The organism is Streptomyces sp. NRRL F-5135 (assembly GCF_000719775.1).
GTDB lineage: Bacteria > Actinomycetota > Actinomycetes > Streptomycetales > Streptomycetaceae > Streptomyces > Streptomyces hebeiensis.
Genome location: NZ_JOHR01000010.1, coordinates 83,446 through 102,108, shown reverse-complemented (window position 1 = coordinate 102,108; position 18,663 = coordinate 83,446). Strand labels below are relative to the sequence as shown.

The following is an 18,663-nucleotide window of genomic DNA, read 5'->3' as shown; positions in this document are numbered from 1 at the left end:
GCCATGCCCGCAGCCTCCCAGTCGTCTACCGAGCAGCTACAAAGAACACCCGGCCATCACACCGGAGCCGGTCCGCAGGCCGATTCCGCTCGGCCTGCCACCCGTGCCCAGCCCGATCCCCCACCGGCCCCGCTCTGCTCGCCACGCCTGCCATCACCGCAACACCCCTCACGCCTGCCATCTCCGCCTCCCCCGGCACGACTGCCACGCCTGCCACGTCTGCCTCGCCCGGCCCATCTGTCATGCCCGTACCACCCTCGTCAGGTGATCCAGTGAAACCACTGATTGGTCGCATTCCCGTCCTGGACGTACGCCCGTCGGTCGACGGCGGCAGACGCCCCGCGAAGGCGGTGAGCGGTGAGACCTTCCAGGTCACCGCGACCGTCTTCCGCGAGGGGCACGACGCCGTCGCGGCCGATGTCGTCCTCGTGGACCCGGCCGGCCGGCCCGGCCCCCGGACCCCCATGCGTGAACTGGCTCCCGGCACGGACCGCTGGGGCGCCGAGGTCACCCCCACCGAGGAGGGCCGCTGGAGCTTCACCGTCGAGGCATGGAGCGATCCGGTCACCACCTGGCGGCGCGCCGCCCGCGTCAAGATCCCCGCGGACATCGAACCGGAGCTGGTGCTCACCGAGGGAGCCGAGCTGTACGAACGGGCCGCGGCGGGCGTCCCCAAGAACGACGGGCGGGAGGCCGTGCTGGCCGCCGCCGACCGGCTGCGCGACACCTCGCTGACCGCCGCGGACCGGCTGGCGGCGGCGTTCGCCCCCGACGCCGACGCGGCGCTCGTCCGGCACCCGCTGCGCGAACTGGTGACCGCCTCGCGCCCCGCTCCCCTGCTGGTCGAGCGGCGGCGCGCGCTGTACGGGTCCTGGTACGAGCTGTTCCCGCGCTCCGAGGGCGCCGTGGTCAGGCAGGGCGAACCGCCGGTCAGCGGCACGTTCCGGACGGCGGCCAAGCGGCTGCCCGCCGTGGCCGCCATGGGTTTTGACGTCGTGTATCTGCCACCGATCCACCCCATCGGCACCACCCATCGCAAAGGCCCCAACAACTCCCTGACACCGGGCCCGCACGACGTCGGCGTGCCCTGGGCGATCGGTTCGGCCGACGGCGGCCACGACGCGATCCACCCGGACCTCGGCACGATCGAGGACTTCGACCACTTCGTGGCGACGGCGCGCACCCTGCGCATGGAGGTCGCCCTCGACTTCGCGCTCCAGTGCTCACCCGACCACCCCTGGGTCACCCGGCGTCCCGACTGGTTCCATCATCGGGCCGACGGCTCCATCGCGTACGCGGAGAATCCCCCGAAGAAATACCAGGACATCTATCCGATCGCTTTCGATCGCGATATGCGCGGAATCGTTCGCGAGACGACCAGGATTCTTCGTTACTGGATGTCCCACGGAGTACGGATCTTCCGCGTCGACAATCCGCACACCAAGCCGGTGGTCTTCTGGGAGAAGGTCATCGCCCACATCAACCGCACCGATCCCGATGTCGTCTTCCTGGCCGAGGCATTCACCCGGCCGGCCATGATGCACACGCTCGGCGCGATCGGCTTCCAGCAGTCGTACACGTACTTCACCTGGCGGAACACCAAGCACGAACTGACCGAGTACCTGACGGAACTGGCCGGTGAGTCGGCGGCCTGCATGCGGCCGAACTTCTTCGTGAACACGCCGGACATCCTGCACGCCTATCTCCAGGAAGGAGGGCGCCCCGCATTCGAGGTGAGGGCCGTACTGGCCGCCACGATGTCACCGGCGTGGGGAGTGTACGCGGGATACGAACTCTGCGAGAACGTACCCGCGAAAGCCGGGAGCGAGGAGTACGTTGACTCGGAGAAATACCAGCTGCGCCCCCGGGACTGGGCGGCGGCCGAGCGTGAAGGCCGCACGATCGCCCCGTTGATCACCACGCTCAACCGGATCAGACGACGGCACCCCGCCCTGCAGCAGCTGCGCGACATCCATTTCCACCACGCCGACAACGACGCGGTCATCGCGTACAGCAAACGGTCGGGCACGGACATCGTTCTGGCGGTCGTGAACCTCGACCCCCACCACACCCAGGAGACGACGCTCTCGTTGGACATGCAACGGCTCGGCCTCGAACCGGACGAGACCGTCACGGTGCGCGATGAGCTCACCGGCGAGACCTATCACTGGGGCAGTGCCAACTATGTGCGCCTCGAGCCGGGTGTCACGCCCGCGCACATCCTGGTGCTGCGACCGTCCCCGCCGATCGGAGGGTCACCCACATCATGATCGTCAATGAGCCCGTCCACGACACGTTCGAGGACACCCCGGCCAAGGACCGCGATCCCGACTGGTTCAAGCGGGCCGTCTTCTACGAGGTCCTGGTGCGCTCGTTCCAGGACAGCAACGGAGACGGCGTCGGCGACCTCAAGGGTCTGACGGCCAAGCTCGACTACCTCCAGTGGCTGGGGGTCGACTGCCTCTGGCTCCCCCCGTTCTTCAAGTCGCCCCTGCGCGACGGCGGTTACGACGTGTCCGACTACACGGCGGTACTGCCCGAGTTCGGCGACCTCGCCGACTTCGTCGAGTTCGTCGACGCCGCGCACCAGCGCGGTATGCGCGTCATCATCGACTTCGTCATGAACCACACGAGCGACCAGCACGAGTGGTTCCAGGCGTCCCGCGAGGACCCCGACGGACCGTACGGCGACTACTACGTCTGGGCCGACGACGACAAGCAGTACCAGGACGCGCGCGTCATCTTCGTCGACACGGAGAGCTCGAACTGGACCTTCGACCCGGTCCGCAAGCAGTACTTCTGGCACCGCTTCTTCTCCCACCAGCCGGACCTCAACTACGAGAACCCGGCGGTGCAGGAGGAGATCGTCTCCGCGCTCCGCTTCTGGCTGGACCTCGGCATCGACGGCTTCCGGCTGGACGCCGTGCCGTACCTGTACCAGCAGGAGAACACCAACTGCGAGAACCTGCCCGCCACCCACGAGTTCCTCAAGCGGGTACGCAAGGAGATCGACGCCAACTACCCCGACACGGTGATCCTCGCCGAGGCCAACCAGTGGCCGGAGGACGTGGTCGACTACTTCGGCGACTACGCCTCGGGCGGCGACGAGTGCCACATGGCGTTCCACTTCCCCGTCATGCCGCGCATCTTCATGGCGGTGCGGCGCGAGTCCCGCTACCCGGTCTCGGAGATCCTGGCCAAGACCCCGGCCATCCCCACGGGCTGCCAATGGGGCATCTTCCTGCGCAACCACGACGAGTTGACGCTGGAGATGGTCACGGACGAAGAGCGCGACTACATGTACGCGGAGTACGCCAAGGACCCGCGCATGCGCGCCAACATCGGCATCCGGCGCCGGCTCGCCCCGCTGCTGGACAACGACCGCAACCAGATCGAGCTGTTCACCGCCCTGCTGCTGTCGCTGCCCGGCTCCCCGATCCTGTACTACGGGGACGAGATCGGAATGGGCGACAACATCTGGCTGGGCGACCGGGACGCCGTGCGCACGCCCATGCAGTGGACGCCGGACCGGAACGCGGGCTTCTCCTCCAGCGACCCCGGCCGGCTCTACCTGCCGACCATCATGGACCCGGTCTACGGCTACCAGGTCACCAACGTGGAAGCGGCGATGGCCTCACCGTCCTCGCTGCTGCACTGGACCCGGCGGATGATCGAGATCCGCAAACAGAACCCGGCCTTCGGACTCGGCTCGTACACCGAACTGCCCTCGTCCAACCCGGCCGTGCTCGCCTTCCTGCGCGAGGCGCCCTCCCCGCAGGGCGACGGTGACGACGTGGTGCTGTGCGTGCACAACTTCTCGCGCTTCGCGCAGCCGACGGAGCTGGACCTGCGGGAGTTCAGCGGACGCCATCCGGTGGAGCTGATCGGCGGCGTGCGCTTCCCGGCCATCGGGGAGTGGCCGTATCTGCTGACGCTCGCGGGGCACGGCTTCTACTGGTTCCGGCTCAGGAGAGACATGCCCGCTCTCGGATGACAGGCGTTACACGGAGTTGACCTGTGGGCCCTGTTCGAGGCGTTTTCCATGACTCGAACGGGGCACTCTCCCCGACATCGGTTCGATTCATACGGATCTGCTCGATCACCCGCGCACTCATTCGTACGAAAAAGATCCGTACGGATCATCCTCACCCGACACGTCCCGCACAGCCGGACAGCCATTGCCGCAATCCGGGACACTCTGCGCATCCTGTGGTGTGCCCGGGGAAAGGACGCGAGGCCATGTCGAAGGCTGCATCCACCCGGATCACGCCGCGTCCCGTCACCGCCTCATCCTCCGTACCCGCCTCCCTCCCGCCCCACGACGCGAGGGTGCTGGTCGGCTCGATCGCCCCGTTACTGCGTGACTGGCTGCCCGGCCGACGCTGGTTCGCGGGCAAGGGCCGCCCCGTCACCGGCTTCACCCCGGTGGCGGTCACCGAGCTGCTGCCGTCGGACACGGGCGGTCCGGGGCTGCTGCATCTGCTCGTGCGCGTCGAACAGCGCGGGCCCGCCGGGCCGCCGCCCGCCGTCCCGCCCACGATCCCCTCCTCCACCCCCGCCCCCGATCCCGCGGGCGACTGCTACCAACTCCTGCTGGGCGTGCGCAAGGCGCTCCCGCCCCGGCTCGCGCCCGCGCTGATCGGACACGTCACCCAGGGCCCGCTGACCGGCCGCACGCTGTACGAGGCGCTGTACGACCCGCGCCTGGCGGACCTTCTGCTGGAACGATTGCGCACGCCCGGCACACTGGGTCCGCTGCGCTTCGAGGGGTCGGGCACCGTGTCCGCGGGACTCCCCGGCCGGCCGCTGGGCGCCGAGCAGTCCAACTCCTCGCTGGTGTACGGGGAGGAGTACATCCTCAAGATCCTCCGCCGGGTCCTCCCCGGCCCGCACCCGGACCTGGAGCTGCCGCTGGCGCTGGCCGCCGAGGGCTGCGGGCGGGTGCCGGCCCCGGTCGGCTGGTTCGAGGCGGCCGACCCCTCGGGCAGCGGGGACACCCTCACGCTCGGGGTGCTCCAGCCGTTCCTGCGCGGGTCCCAGGACGGCTGGCGACTGGCCCTGGCGGCGCTGGCGCGGGGCCGGGAGTTCACCGGTGAGGCGTACGCGCTGGGGCGGGCCACCGCCGAGGTGCACACCGCGCTCGCCACCGCCCTGCCCACCGTCACCCTGGGGCGCCGGCAGACCGCGCAGCTGGCGGGCGGCATGGCCGAGCGCCTGGACGCGGTCGCCCGTGCGGTGCCCGCGCTCAAACCGTACGTCCCCGGACTGCGCACCGCGTTCACCGCGGTCGCCGGGCTCGACGAGGCGGGCCGCGCCAGGCCGGCCCAGCGCGTGCACGGCGATCTGCACCTCGGCCAGGCCTTGCGCACCCCGGACGGCGAGTGGTCGGTCATCGACTTCGAGGGCGAACCGGCCAGACCGCTCGCCGAGCGGCGGCGCCCGCAGCCGCCCGTCCGCGATGTGGCGGGCATGCTCCGGTCGTTCGACTACGCGGCGCGTTCGCACCAGCCGTGGCGCCCGGAGTGGGCGGCGCGCTGCCGGGCGGCGTACTGCGAGGGGTACGCGGCGGCCTCGGGCACCGACCCGCGCGCCGAACCGGAGCTGCTGCGGGCCTACGAGACGGACAAGGCGGTGTACGAGGTGCTGTACGAGGCGCGGCACCGGCCCGACTGGCTGCCGGTGCCGATGGCGGCGATCAGCCGGCTGGCCGGTGGTGCCTGATTCGGTGTCCGGGAGACACGGCGGCGGCCACGGTGGTCGTGCACACGACGGACGTCGGGGCCCACCGCGGTCGCGTACGCGGGCGGTCCGCCCGGCGTGCGCTCCGGCGCGACGCGACCGTGCCGCTCCCCCACCGTCGGAGGGACGGATCACCACGGTTGGCCGGTCGGACCGCCACCGTCGGGCGGTACGGGCGTTACGCCCTGGGGCCCGTCCCGGAGCGGCGGGCCCCGGTGGCGGGCTCCCGGGACCGGCGGCCGGGTTCCGTCCGCCGCGACCGTCCCGCCGTGCCCCCGGCGGGCGGGCACGACCGGGACGTACGCCGGGCCCGCGCCCGGCCCGTCCCCGTAGCCGGCCCCGCCCGTCAGCCCGACCGCACCGACCCCGCCCCGTACCGTCCGGCCCTCACCGGCCCCGTCCCCCTACCGGCCGCGACCGGTCCGGCCCCGCGCCCGTACCCGCTCCGACCGCCCCGCAGTGAAGCCCGCCGAGGAGGCAGCACCCCGTGACCGCCCGCCCGCCGTCCGACCAGCCGTCGGACCGCCCGTCCGAGCCCGGCACACCCCGTGACTCCGTCCCGGGACCGATGCCCGCACCGGCCGCCGAGAGCAAGCCCGCGGCCAAGCCGCCGAAGCCGCCGAAGCCGCCGAAGAAAACCACGACGAAGAGCGCGTCCAGGGCGTCGAAGAAGGCTCCGAACACCCCCAACAACGCCCCGGCCCGGACTCGCTCGAAGAGCACGAAGGCGTCCGCGCCCGCCCCCGTCCGCGCCGCCCCGGGCACGGGCCCGGCCACCGCCGACTCCGGTACGACCGCCGCGACCGGCACGAGAGCCGCCGCCGGAACGCCCGGGCCCCGCAAGGCACCGGCACCGGTCGCCGCACCGGCACCCGCGGCGGCGACGCCGGCACCGGCGTCCGCGTCCGCTTCGGCCGGCCGCCCCGTACGAGCGGTACGAGCGGCGGCCCCCCTGGCCGACGGCGACCGGCAGCGCCTGCTGTCCGGAACACACCACGATCCGCACGCGCTGCTGGGGGCGCGCCCCGTGCCGGGCGGTGTGCTCGTCCGGACGCTGCGGCCGTACGCGCGGGCCGTGACCGTCGTCGTCCGGCAGCCGCACACGCGGGCCCTGCTCAACGACGAGGGGGACGGCTTCTTCTCCGGGATCCTGCCGCTGCGCGACGTGCCGGACTACACCCTCCTCGTCCGCTACGGCGACGACGACGCGCCCGCCGGGGAACGGGACGAGCTGGAGGTGCACGACCCCTACCGCTTCCTGCCCGCGCTCGGCGAGCTGGACCTGCACCTGATCGGGGAGGGCCGGCACGAGGAGCTGTGGAAGGCGCTCGGCGCCCGGCCGATGGCCCACCAGGGCGTCACGGGCACCCGGTTCACGGTGTGGGCGCCCAACGCGCTGGGCGTGCGGATCGCCGGGGACTTCACGTACTGGGACAGCACCGCCCTGCCGATGCGCTCGCTGGGTTCGACCGGGGTGTGGGAGCTGTTCGTCCCGGGGGTCGGTGAGGGCGCGCTCTACAAGTACGACATCACCCGTCCCGACGGCAGCCACACGCTGCGCGCCGACCCGATGGCCCGGCACACGGAGGTGCCGCCCGCGACCGCGTCCGTCGTCACCGAGTCCCACCACGTCTGGCACGACGACGAGTGGATGGCCGGGCGGACGCGGCGGCCCGCTCACGAGGCGCCGTTCTCCGTGTACGAGGTCCACCTGGGGTCCTGGCGACCCGGCCTGACGTACCGCCAGCTCGCCGCCCAGCTTCCCGCGTACGTCAAGGACCTGGGCTTCACCCATGTGGAGCTGATGCCGGTCGCGGAGCACCCGTTCGGCGGCTCATGGGGGTACCAGGTCACCGGCTTCTACGCGCCGACCTCCCGGATGGGCACCCCGGACGACTTCCGGTACCTGGTGGACGCGCTGCACCGGGCGGGCATCGGCGTGCTGGTCGACTGGGTCCCCGCGCACTTCCCGAAGGACGAGTGGGCGCTGGCGCGGTTCGACGGGCCGCCGCTGTACGAGCACAGCGACCCCCGGCGGGCGGAGCACCCGGACTGGGGCACGCTGGAGTTCGACTACGGCCGCCCGGAGGTGCGCAACTTCCTGGTGGCCAACGCGGTGTACTGGTGCGAGGAGTTCCATGTGGACGGGCTCCGGGTGGACGCGGTCGCCTCGATGCTCTACCTGGACTACTCGCGCCAGGAGGGCCAGTGGGTGCCCAACGAGCGCGGCGGCCGGGAGAACCTGGACGCCGTGGCCTTCCTCCAGGAGATGAACGCGACCGTCTACCGCCGCTGTCCCGGTGTGGTCACCATCGCGGAGGAGTCCACGGCCTGGAACGGGGTCACCCGCGCCACCCACCACGTGGGCCCCGACGGCTTCGGCGGCCTCGGCTTCGGGCTCAAGTGGAACATGGGCTGGATGCACGACTCGCTGGAGTACGTCTCCAAGGAGCCGGTGCACCGCAAGTACCACCACGGCGAGATGACCTTCTCCATGGTCTACGCCTACAGCGAGAACTACGTCCTGCCCATCTCGCACGACGAGGTCGTGCACGGCAAGCGCTCGCTCGTCTCCAAGATGCCCGGCGACTGGTGGCAGCAGCGCGCCAACGAGCGGGCCTATCTGGGCTTCATGTGGGCCCACCCCGGCAAACAACTGCTCTTCATGGGGCAGGAGTTCGCACAGGGGGCGGAGTGGTCCGAGGGGCACGGCCCCGACTGGTGGCTGCTGGACCCGTCGTACGAGGCCGAGGCCGACCACCGGGGCGTGCGCGACCTGGTCCGCGACCTGAACGCGGTCTACGCGGCCACGCCCGCGCTGTGGCAGCGGGACACCGCGCCGGAGGGCTTCGCGTGGGTGGCCGGCGACGCGAGCGAGGACAACGTCTTCGCGTTCCTGCGCTACGACGCCGAGGGCGCCCCCCTGCTGGCGGTCTCGCACTTCTCGCCGGTGGTGCGCCACCAGTACCGGCTCGGGGTGCCGGAGGAGCTCGCGGCGTGGACGGAGGTCCTCAACACGGACGCGGCGCGGTACGGGGGCGGCGACGTGCTCAACGACGAGGCGCTGAAGCCGGAGTCGGTGGGCGCGCACGGCCGGCCGGCGAGCATCCGGCTGACGCTGCCGCCGCTGGCGACGGTGTGGCTGCGTCCGGCCGGCTGATGGACCGTCCCCCGGCGCGGCCGCGCCGGCGTACGGACGGCCGACGGGACGGGGCCGGGGTACGCACGCCCCGCAGGACGGCGCCAAGGCACGAACAACTACGGAACGGCATTACTGACGTGCCCTCACGTGCCGACTGACGTAGCATCGCGGGCACCGCGTGGCCCCCGCCGGATCCGCTCTCCGGCGGGGGCCATGGCGTCTTCTCCCTCATGGCGTCCTACGGCGCCAGGGACGCCGGCCGGGGCGGCACGTCGCGGTCCCGGACGATCCCCAGCCGCTGGGTGGCCCGGGTCAGTGCCACGTACAGGTCGTTGATCCCGCGGGGCGAGCCGTCCAGGATGCCTTCCGGGTCCACGACCACGACGGTGTCGAACTCCAGGCCCTTCGCCTGCCGCGCGTCCAGCAGGACGACCCGCCGGGTGAGGTCGGGCGTGCGGCCCCAGGAGGCGTCGGGCAGTTCCGCCGCCAGCACGGGCAGCAGGCCCTGCGGGGCGATCACCGCGAGCCGGCCCTCGCGCCCCTCGGCCGCCTGTTCCTTCACCTGCTCGGAGGTCAGCTCCGCCGCCGCGTGGGCGAGTTCGGGCCGGGGGACGGCGCGGACCACCGGGTGCGCGCCGGTCGAGCGCACGGACCGGGGCGGCTCGAAGCCCGGCTCGGCCAGTCGCCGCACCTCGGCCGCGACCGCCATGATCTCGGCCGGCGTACGGTAGTTGACGCCCAGCCTGGTCAGCTCCCAGCGCTCCCCCGCGTACGGCCGGAGGATCTCCTCCCAGGTGTCGCAGCCGGCCGCGTCGCCGGTCTGCGCCGGGTCCCCCACGAGCGTCATGGACCGGCTCGGCGAGCGGCGCATCAGCAGCCGCCAGGCCATCGCGGACAGCTCCTGTGCCTCGTCCACGACGATATGGCCGAAGGCCCAGGTGCGGTCGGCGGCGGCGCGTTCGGCGGCGCTGCGGGTGTCGATCTCCTCGTGCCGGTCCGCGAACCGCTCGGCGTCGATGATGTCGTGCGCGGCCAGGACCTCCGAGTCCTCGTCCTCCTTGTCCTCGAACTCCTGGGTGCGGGAGCCGTAGGACAGCTCCAGCACGCCCTGGGCGTACTCGATCCGCTCCTGCCGCTCCCGGGCGGCGGCGGCCCGGGCGGCGCTGTCGTCCTCGCCGAGCAGTTCGGCCGCCTCGTCCAGCAGCGGCACGTCGGCGGGGGTCCAGTCGATCCTGGCGTCCGTCCCGGTGCGGGGCGCGGGACGGCGTACGGCGGCGGCGTCCTCCGGGTCCAGCCGGGCCGGGTCCTCGAGGAAGCCGGCCACGAGCTCCTGTGCTGTCAGGCTCGGCCAGAGCGCGTCGATCGCGGCCTGCACCTCGGGGCTGCCCGCGATCTCCTTGCCGAGCTGGGCGATGTCCGCGGGGTCGAGGAGGTTGGGACCGCCGAGCGGGTCGGCGCCGATCCGGTCCGCGAGCTGCTCGGTGAGGGCGTCGATGATCCGGAAGGCGAAGGCGGGGCGGGCGAGGTTGTGCGGCAGCCCGGTGTCCCGGGCGCGCCGCCGGGCCTCCTCGGCCGTGGCGCGGTCGAGCACGAGCGTGCCGTGGTCCTCGTGCGCGATCTCCAGGACGGGATCGGGCAGGGTCTGCCGGTCGGCCAGTTCCCCGGCCAGCACCCGCGCCATCTCGGCGCGGCCCTTGATCTCGGCGGCGCGCGGGGTGTCCGTACCGGTGGCCCGTACGCCGGGGAACAGCTCGCCCACCGTCGCCAGCAGCACCCCGGTCTCGCCGAGCGAGGGCAGCACCTCGCCGATGTAGCCGAGGAAGGCGGGGTTCGGCCCGACGATCAGCACGGCGCGGCGGGCGAGTCGCTCGCGGTGCGCGTAGAGCAGGTAGGCCGCCCGGTGCAGCGCGACGGCGGTCTTGCCGGTGCCGGGGCCGCCCTCCACGACCAGGACGCCGCGGTACGGGGCCCGGATGACGCGGTCCTGTTCCGCCTGGATGGTCTGCACGATGTCGCTCATCCGGCCCGTACGCGCGGAGTTCAGGGCGGAGAGCAGCACCGCGTCGCCGTCGGGGTCCTCGAAGCCGGTGCGGGTGGTGTCGGCGAGATCCATGATCTCGTCGTGCAGCGCGGTGACCTCGCGCCCCCGGGTGGTGATGTGGCGACGCCTGCGCAGCCCCATCGGGGTGTAGCCGGTGGCGAGGTAGAAGGGGCGTGCCACGGGGGCCCGCCAGTCGATCAGCAGCGGGGTGCGCTCCTGGTCGTCGCGGCGCATTCCGAGGCGCCCGATGTGGTGGCTGACGCCGTCCGCGAGATCGATCCGGCCGAAACAGAGCCCGGATTCCACGGCGTTGAGCGTGGCCAGCCGTCCGGAGTGCTCGGCGACGCTGATGTCCCGCTCGACGCGTGCCTGCCGCACGGTGCTGACCTGGCCGGCCGACACCTCGACCGCGGCCTCGGCCTGCTCGCGGAGTGTGTCGAGGCGCTCGTAGAGGACCGAGACGAATTGCTGTTCGTGTCGCAATTCCCGCGCTTCCCGCAATTCCTCGTTTGACAATTCAGCCCCTGTTCGATACGCTGCTCAGAGCGAGTTGGTCTTATGTTTCACGCGAAAGGCGTGCGGCAATCATCCAATATACGCAGGGAAGAACCCCGGCCGTCAATTCGGACCGGGGTTGTTTTGTGTGATCAGCGCCGCGTGAAACCGTGCGCCCGGGCGGGCCGTGGGCGCGCGAGGGGACCCCCGGCGGCACGGGCGCCATTGACGGGCGGTACCGACCCCCGCTACAAGACGTACTGACACGTTCTGAGAGCGCTCTCAGCAGACGTGGGGCCTCGGACACGAGACCTCTCGTCCCCTCGGCACCATCCGCACCGCACCGGAGGTGTTTCCTTGAGATCGACCCCCACCTGGCCCGTCCGGCCGGCCCGCCGTACCGCGCGCACACCGGTCCTCGCCACCCTGCTCGCCCTGACCGTGGCCCTGGCCGGCTTCGTCGGCGTGACGGGCGCGGGAACCGCGCGCGGCGCCGTACCGCCGGCGCCCGGCTGGACCTTGCAATGGAGCGACGACTTCAACGGCGCGGACCGCACCCCGCCCTCCGCCGCCAACTGGATCACGGACACCGGCCACAGCTACCCCGGCGGTCCCGCGAACTGGGGCACCGGCGAGGTCCAGAGCTACACCGCCAACCCGGACAACCTGAGCCTCGACGGCAACGGGAATCTCCGTATCACCCCGCTCAGGGACGGCGCGGGCAATTGGACCTCGGGCCGGATCGAGACGCAGCGCTCGAACTTCAAGCCCCCGGCCGGCGGCACCCTGCGCATCGAGAGCCGTATCCAGATGCCGAATGTGACGGGGAACGCCGCGCTCGGCTACTGGCCCGCTTTCTGGGCGCTCGGCTCACCGTACCGGGGCAATTACTGGAACTGGCCCGGCATCGGTGAATTCGACATCATGGAGAATGTCAACGGCATCAATTCCGTATGGGGCGTGCTGCACTGCGGGGTGAGCCCGGGCGGCCCCTGCAACGAGTCCACCGGCCTCGGCGCCAGCCGCGCCTGCCCGGGGGCGAGCTGCCAGTCCGCGTTCCACACCTACCGCTTCGAGTGGGACCGCGCGGCCACCCCGAACGAGCTGCGCTGGTACGTGGACGACCAGCTCTTCCACACCGTACGGCAGAACCAGATGGACGCCGCGAGCTGGGCGAACATGACGGACCACGCCGGCTACTTCATCATCCTCAACGTGGCGGTCGGCGGTGCCTTCCCCAACGCGCTGGGCGGCCAGACCCCGACGGCCGAGACCGTGCCCGGCCGTCCGATGCTGGTCGACTACGTGGCCGTGTGGTCGCGCGGCGGCACGTCCGAGCCCCCGCCGACCGACCCGCCGCCGTCCGGATCCTCGCAGCTGTACGCGCGCGCCGGAGGCGGCCTGGGCGACTCCACCGGCTCGGCGTCGACGGCCTCCCTGGCCTCGGCGGGCGGCGGGAATTACGACGGTACGGCGCACAACCCGCAGGTCTTCACCTCGGGCCCGATCACCCGGAAGTACAACGGCGGCGCGACGCAGTTCGACCTCTTCGTGGACGCGGGCAGGACCGTGGGCAACGGGCAGCAGGTCCGGGTGAGTTATGACCGTACGGGCGACGGCACGTGGGACCGCACGGAGACGTACCGGTACTTCGCCACCGACCCCGAACCCGGATACGAGCACTACACGCAGGCGAGCGGGCAGGCGTCGGCCACCGGGTCGCAGGGCGACCTGGTGAACGGCAAGGTGCGGGTGGAGGTGTGGAACGCGATCGGCAACGGCGCGAGCACACTGGGCATCGGCAACCAGTCGGTGGTGCGTATCCCGTTCGGCTGACCGCCGGACCAACGGGCCGGTACGGCCGGTACGGGTCGTCTCCGCCCGTACCGCCCGTACCGGCCCTCGCTCGGTGGCGACTCGGGCCCGCCGCCGTCGGGAGCGCCGGTCAGCGGCAGGCGGCGACGTCGTCCGCCGTGCCGGGACTGGCCGCCGCCCGCACCTGGGTGAAGTTCGCCAGGAACGCGTCGTACACGGACGGTGTGGTGACGCGCAGCATCGCCTCGTCGTTGTCGCGCAGTGCGGGCCCGCTCCAGTTGTGGCTGCCGGTGAACACGAGCTTCGACCGCTCCCCCGCGTACATGCCGTCGATCATCATGTTCTTGGAGTGGACGATCCGGTTGGGTGTGTCCTTGTCCGCGTCGTGGTCGTGCTGGTAGCAGCGGACGGTCAGGCGGCTCTGCCCGTGCAGGGCGTTCCAGGTCCCGCTGTCGGTCTCGCTGTAGACGAGATCGACCGCGCACCCCTCGGCCGCCTTGGCGCGCAGCGCGTCGGCCACGCCCTGCCGGGTGACCTTGAGCATGGCGGCGCGGATCACCGTACGGTGCGAGCCGGCCGCGTCCGTCCACGTACAGCCGACGTTGTCCAGCGTGTTCACGACCGTGTCGCTCGCGTCCGTCGTACCGGCGCGCGGGAAGAAGTAGACCTTGTAGTCGCCGGCGTTGGCGTACGTGTACGACCAGTTGGCCCGGTCCTGCTTGCCGAGCTTGACGAAGTAGTCGCTGTACGCGGAGTGGAGCGCGGCGTTCCCCGCGACGACGACGGCGCTGTTCCAGTAGCGCGCGTAGTTGGACGGGGTGAGGTTGGAGGACGTCTGGAGGACGACCTGCCGGGCCGCCCCGCCGCCGACGCTGCTGAAGAGCAGGAACTTGTTGTGGTTGATGCCGCCGCTCGCCGAACCGAGACAGGACCGTCCGGCGGCGCACAGCTTCACGTACGACGACGCCGCGATGTCGGTGCCGAGCGCGGCCTTGAGGGTGTTGTACGAGACGGCCGGGTTCGCCACGTCGGCGCTGATCGTCGACTCGTCCAGGACCACCTGCACCTTGACGGAACGGTCCCGGTGCGCGGCCACGAGGTCCTGGGCGACCGTGTTGTCCCAAAGGTGGTACAGCCCCATGCGGATGGTGGAGCCTTCGTCGGCGGCGGCGATCAGATCGCGGACCCGGTCACGGATCGCATTCTGCCGGGCCGCGTCCGCCGAGGTCGGATCGTTGAAGACGGTCCCCATCGGCGGCACATCGGCGGCCGAGGCCCGGGCCACCGGGCCGGTGGCCCCGAGCCCGACGGCGGCAAGCACCAGAGCCGACCCCACAGCGGTCATACGAGCACGTACGCGCGAGAACACCGCGTCTCCCCCCAGAGCGTCGATTGAGCTGTGCACATGCCATTTTCCGCCCGCGACCCTACCGCCCCGGGAGTGCCGGGGGCAGGGGGCCGGGGCGGCTCTCTCGACGGGCGACGCGACGGGCGACGCGACGGGCGACGCGACGGGGCACAGGACCACGGCCTCCACCATTGAACTGAACGTTCCCCAATCCTATTTACATTGCCGCCACCATTTTTTAATTCGAGCGAGAACGTCCTCCAAGCGACAACGCCCTGACATGAAGGCGCCATTGAGTACCCGCACGGGTGAGAACACCCGATCTCTCTGGATTTCGCACCACTCGACCCGGGATAAAGGAGAAGAACATTTTCCCCGCCCAGAAGAGAGAGGGAACAATGTACGAACTGCGGAACAAGGCCAGGGCATTCGCCGTCGTCACGGCATTCGCGGTCGCGAGCGGCGGAGTCGTGGCGGCCACCTCGGCCACGGCCGAACCGGCCTTCGACGCCGCCCGTACCGTCTCGGCGCCACAGCCGGACGAGCACACGGCAGCGGTCAGGGCCCAGATCAAGAAGGGGCCGAACGCGATCGTCCGCAAGACCCCCACTCGCGACGGCGAGCAGTGGGGAATCATCTTCGACCAGGAGTTCGTCAACCTGGACTGCCATGTGATCCGGGACAAGATCAAGTGGTTCCGTATCTCCGGTCAGGGGCCGGACAGGTACATTCGCGCCTCGCTCGTCAAGGACGACCCGGTAACTCCGCGGTGCTAGTGACGACAGTCCGGCAACGCGGAAAGGATCCGGGCTCGACTGCTCCTGTCGGGCCTGCCTGAACGGCCGCGGCGTCGTCGGCGCGATCGCGCGTCGGCGGCGCCGTTTCCGGTGGCGGGTTTCGCGCGTCCGCGCCATGAGGTCATGGAGCGATGACGGCGCCCGCCACCGGCCCGGTCACCGGCCGGGCCCGCCCCGCGCCCGCACCGGATCGACGCGGCTGCGGCTTCACCGATGATGTCCGACCCGTATGACAGTCTCCCTTGCCGTAACCGCTGAAGCAGCGCGAGCAAGAGGAGCCGTTCTCATGCGCATCCTGATCACCGAGTTCATCAGCCTGGACGGCGTCGTGCAGGCACCCGGCGCGCCCGACGAGGACACCGACGGCGGATTCGCGCACGGCGGCTGGTCACACGCCTTCTTCGAACCGGAGGTAGTGGGCGGCTCGTTCGCGGGCGCGCTCGCCGAGGCCGAGGCATTGCTGTTCGGGCGCCGCACCTGGCAGACGATGGCCGCCGCCTGGCCGGAGCGGGCCGGTGACCCGTTCGCCGACCGGATGAACGCGATCCCGAAGTACGTGGTGTCCGCCACCCTCGGCGACGACGAGCTGACGTGGAACAACACCACGCGCGTCCCCGGCGCCGAAGCCGTCGCCCGTATCCGGGAACTGCGCGGGGCCCAAGGCGGCGACCTGGTGGTCATGGGCAGTCCCACGCTCGTCCGCACCCTCCTGCGCGAGGGTCTGGTGGACGAGCTCCGGCTCGTGGTCATGCCGGTGCTGCTCGGCGGCGGCAAGACGATCTGGCCCGACGACGCCACGCTGCGCACGCTGGAGCTGGTCTCCACGACCACCAGTGACACGGGCGCGAACGTGTGCACGTACCGGCCGGCGGCCGCCGGGTAGCGGCCGCCCCGCGGGCACCGGCAGGACGGAGGCGGCCGGGCCCGTGGGAACGGCCGCCGCGACTCAGCCGCTCAGGAGGTGGCGGCGTTGCGCCATACGGTGAGGTCCACGCTGACGAACCGGCTCGGTGACTCCTTCGGCGCGAACTCGCGCACGGTGACCAGGCCGTAGTGCCCCGAGCCGGTTTTCACGCAGATCCGGGACCCCTTGCTGAGGGTTTCCCGCGGGATGGACGTGGTGTACCGGGTGTTGGAGCGGCAGCCGGCCAGCGAACCCGGCTCACCGGAGTCCAGCAGTGCCATGGTGTTGTCGGAACTGTTGGTGGCGACCGTTTCGTCCTCGAACAGGTCGATCGAGTACCCGAAGTCCCCTTCGTAGTTCACATCGAGGTCCTCCGGGCGCGGCGGCTCGTCCGCGAAGGTCACCGAGTACCCCTCGGGAATGCTGATGTTCTTGTACACGGCCCCCTTCGGATCCGCCGGAGCCTTGGCCTTCCCGCCGGAGTCACCAGCGTCCGACGCCGCTCCTGAAGCCTCCCCGGAAGCCCTCCCTCCGGGCTGCGACGCGCCGCCCCGCCCACTGTCCTTCGCGCTCTCCGAGCCGTTGTCGGCACCGTACTGTCCGGCTGCGTAGGCGCCGCCGCCGATGAGCGCGCCGACGGCCACCGCCGCGACGATCAGCCCGGCACGGTTCCGCTTGCGGGAGGGCTGGGGCGGCACCGTCCCCGGGTACCCCGGGAAGGCACCGGGCGCCGGATACCCGGCGGCCGACGGGTAGGTGTGACCGCCCGCCACCCCGGGACGCGCGGACTGCGGATGTGCCGCCCGGGGAGCTACCGGCTGCGCGTGTACGGGCTGGGTCGGCGGATGGACCGCCGGTGGGCGGGGGGTGTTCGCCGGCCCGGCCGTCTGCGTCTGGGGATAAGCGGGCGGCGGGGTCGGGGCCGCGGCCTGGGTGAGGTCGGCGGCGTAGGAGGACGGCAGCCAGCCGTCGGGACGGCGCAGCGCCGGGTCCTGGGACGCCCGGCCGCACCATTCGATGATCCTGGCGGGGGACGGCCGCAGCGTCACGTCCTTGCTGAGGCACCCGGTGACGATCTCGCGCAGTTCGTCCGGCAGCCGGGACAGGTCCGGGTCCTCGTGCACGATCCGGTAGAGCACCCCGTGCGAGGGCCCGTCGCCGAAGGCGGCGGCGCCCGTCGCGGCGAAGACCGCGATCTGGCCGAGCGCGAACACATCGGTCGCCTCGGTGCAGTTCGCGCCCGTCGCCTGCTCGGGCGACATGAAGGACGGGGTACCGATACTGGCGCCGGTACCGGTGAGCGCGGTGGTGTCGGCAGCCCGCGCGATACCGAAGTCGATGACGCGCGGGCCGTCGGCCGCGAGCAGCACGTTGGAGGGCTTGAGGTCACGGTGGACGATGCCCGCGCCATGGATGACCTGCAAGGCCTCGGCTATCCCGGCCACGAGCAGGAGAACGCTCGCCACCGGCATCGCGCCGTGCGCGTCGACCGCCGCGTGCAGGGAGGGCCCCGGTACGTAGGCGGTGGCCAGCCAGGGGTGCGGGCCCTCGGTGTCGCTGTCGATCACGGGCGCGGTGTAGAGGCCCTGCACGCGCTGGGCGGCCCGCACCTCCCGCTGGAACCGGCGGCGGAATTCCGCGTCCTCGGCGAACTCCGGGCGGATCACCTTGATCGCCACCGGGCGCCCGCCGGGCGTGTAGGAGAGGTACACCTTCCCCATGCCACCGGCGCCGAGCCGGGCACTGAGCACGTACCCGGCCACGGTACGGGGATCGTCCTCGCCCAGCGGCTGGAACACCTCCGAATCCCCGGCCGAAACACCGGCTCCGTCGGCGCGCAGCGGTTCCCGCTGATGTTCCGTCATGGTCTCCCCCGAGTTTTTCTTTATTCGCCTCTTAGGTCGCTGAGCCTACCGAAGCTCGGCGCGGGCACGGCCAAGGCGTCGGCAGGGTGCGCGGCGGCGCGGCTTTCGACACGTACGGCCCGGAGCCGAGGAACTCGCGCGTATCACGCGCCGTCGTCCGGAACCCTCCCGCCCGGTACCGCGTCTCCGCTGTCACACGCCAACCACAGGGGGAAGCATGACACGTTGGAAGCGGACAGCCGCGAGCGTCACCGCGCTCGCCGCGATCGGCACGGCAGGCATCGCCGCCGCACCCGCCGCCTTCGCCGCCGGGCCCGCGAAGTCCTGGGGCCCGTTCACCGACTCCGCGGCCGTCAAGAAGGCCATCAGCCTCTGCCGGAGCGTCGGAAACGACGGCGTCGAGGCGAAGAAGTGGCGCAGTTACACCTGCGAGGTCGAAGCGGGCAAGGTCGGCGACTACGTCAGCCTGTACGTCAAGATCTGAGCGCGGACAGCCCCTCGGGGCGGCGCGGCGGCT

General features: G+C 71.5%; 11 protein-coding genes. 8 read left to right on the top strand and 3 right to left on the bottom strand.

The features are described 5' to 3' along the window. Positions 1 to 281 precede the first annotated feature (281 nt). The 4 genes from IG02_RS0119435 (at position 282) to glgB (ending at position 8,899) form a co-directional block, all read left to right on the top strand. The gene (locus tag IG02_RS0119435) at positions 282 to 2,270 is read left to right on the top strand and encodes an alpha-1,4-glucan--maltose-1-phosphate maltosyltransferase (RefSeq protein ID WP_030749395.1); all 1,989 of its coding nucleotides are present in this window, start codon (positions 282 to 284) and stop codon (positions 2,268 to 2,270) included. Then, positions 2,267 to 3,994, top strand: a complete 1,728-nt coding sequence (treS, locus tag IG02_RS0119430; protein ID WP_030749392.1) for a maltose alpha-D-glucosyltransferase — start codon at positions 2,267 to 2,269, stop codon at positions 3,992 to 3,994. Before IG02_RS0119435 ends, treS begins: the two co-directional genes overlap by 4 nt. A 245-nt stretch (positions 3,995 to 4,239) precedes the next feature. Further along, positions 4,240 to 5,721, top strand: coding sequence for a maltokinase N-terminal cap-like domain-containing protein (locus IG02_RS0119425; RefSeq protein ID WP_030749389.1), 1,482 nt, complete (start codon positions 4,240 to 4,242; stop codon positions 5,719 to 5,721). A gap of 586 nt (positions 5,722 to 6,307) precedes the next feature. Further along, a complete protein-coding gene (gene glgB, locus IG02_RS0119420; protein ID WP_199814049.1) occupies positions 6,308 to 8,899 on the top strand; it encodes a 1,4-alpha-glucan branching enzyme in 2,592 nt (863 codons plus the stop codon). Between the two features lie 220 nt (positions 8,900 to 9,119). On the opposite strand, the gene IG02_RS0119415 is transcribed toward glgB, so the two are convergent. Next, on the bottom strand, positions 9,120 to 11,405 hold the full coding sequence (locus IG02_RS0119415; RefSeq protein WP_030749382.1) for a HelD family protein: 2,286 nt from the start codon (positions 11,403 to 11,405) through the stop codon (positions 9,120 to 9,122). A 369-nt stretch (positions 11,406 to 11,774) separates the two neighbouring features. Here IG02_RS0119415 and IG02_RS0119410 point away from each other — a divergent pair, with 369 nt between their 5' ends. Continuing rightward, the gene (locus IG02_RS0119410) at positions 11,775 to 13,253 is read left to right on the top strand and encodes a glycoside hydrolase family 16 protein (RefSeq protein ID WP_030749379.1); all 1,479 of its coding nucleotides are present in this window, start codon (positions 11,775 to 11,777) and stop codon (positions 13,251 to 13,253) included. Between the two features lie 109 nt (positions 13,254 to 13,362). On the opposite strand, the gene IG02_RS0119405 is transcribed toward IG02_RS0119410, so the two are convergent. After that, positions 13,363 to 14,577: a phospholipase D-like domain-containing protein gene (locus tag IG02_RS0119405; protein WP_030749376.1), complete on the bottom strand. Its 1,215-nt coding sequence runs from the start codon at positions 14,575 to 14,577 to the stop codon at positions 13,363 to 13,365. Between the two features lie 401 nt (positions 14,578 to 14,978). Here IG02_RS0119405 and IG02_RS0119400 point away from each other — a divergent pair, with 401 nt between their 5' ends. Together IG02_RS0119400 and IG02_RS0119395 are read left to right on the top strand one after the other, a co-directional pair. Then, positions 14,979 to 15,356, top strand: a complete 378-nt coding sequence (locus tag IG02_RS0119400) for a hypothetical protein (protein ID WP_030749374.1) — start codon at positions 14,979 to 14,981, stop codon at positions 15,354 to 15,356. A 307-nt stretch (positions 15,357 to 15,663) separates the two neighbouring features. Continuing rightward, on the top strand, positions 15,664 to 16,260 hold the full coding sequence (locus tag IG02_RS0119395) for a dihydrofolate reductase family protein (RefSeq protein WP_030749371.1): 597 nt from the start codon (positions 15,664 to 15,666) through the stop codon (positions 16,258 to 16,260). Positions 16,261 to 16,331: 71 nt separating this feature from the next. Here the strand turns inward: IG02_RS0119395 and IG02_RS0119390 are convergent, their stop codons facing one another. Then, complete coding sequence (locus IG02_RS0119390) at positions 16,332 to 18,146, bottom strand: serine/threonine-protein kinase (RefSeq protein ID WP_051765326.1); 1,815 nt, start codon at positions 18,144 to 18,146, stop codon at positions 16,332 to 16,334. A 217-nt stretch (positions 18,147 to 18,363) separates the two neighbouring features. On the opposite strand from IG02_RS0119390, the gene IG02_RS0119385 reads away from it, so the two are divergent. Further along, positions 18,364 to 18,630 carry a hypothetical protein gene (locus tag IG02_RS0119385; protein WP_030749359.1) on the top strand — a complete coding sequence of 89 codons (267 nt, stop codon included), beginning with the start codon at positions 18,364 to 18,366 and terminating at the stop codon, positions 18,628 to 18,630. Positions 18,631 to 18,663: the final 33 nt, after the last annotated feature.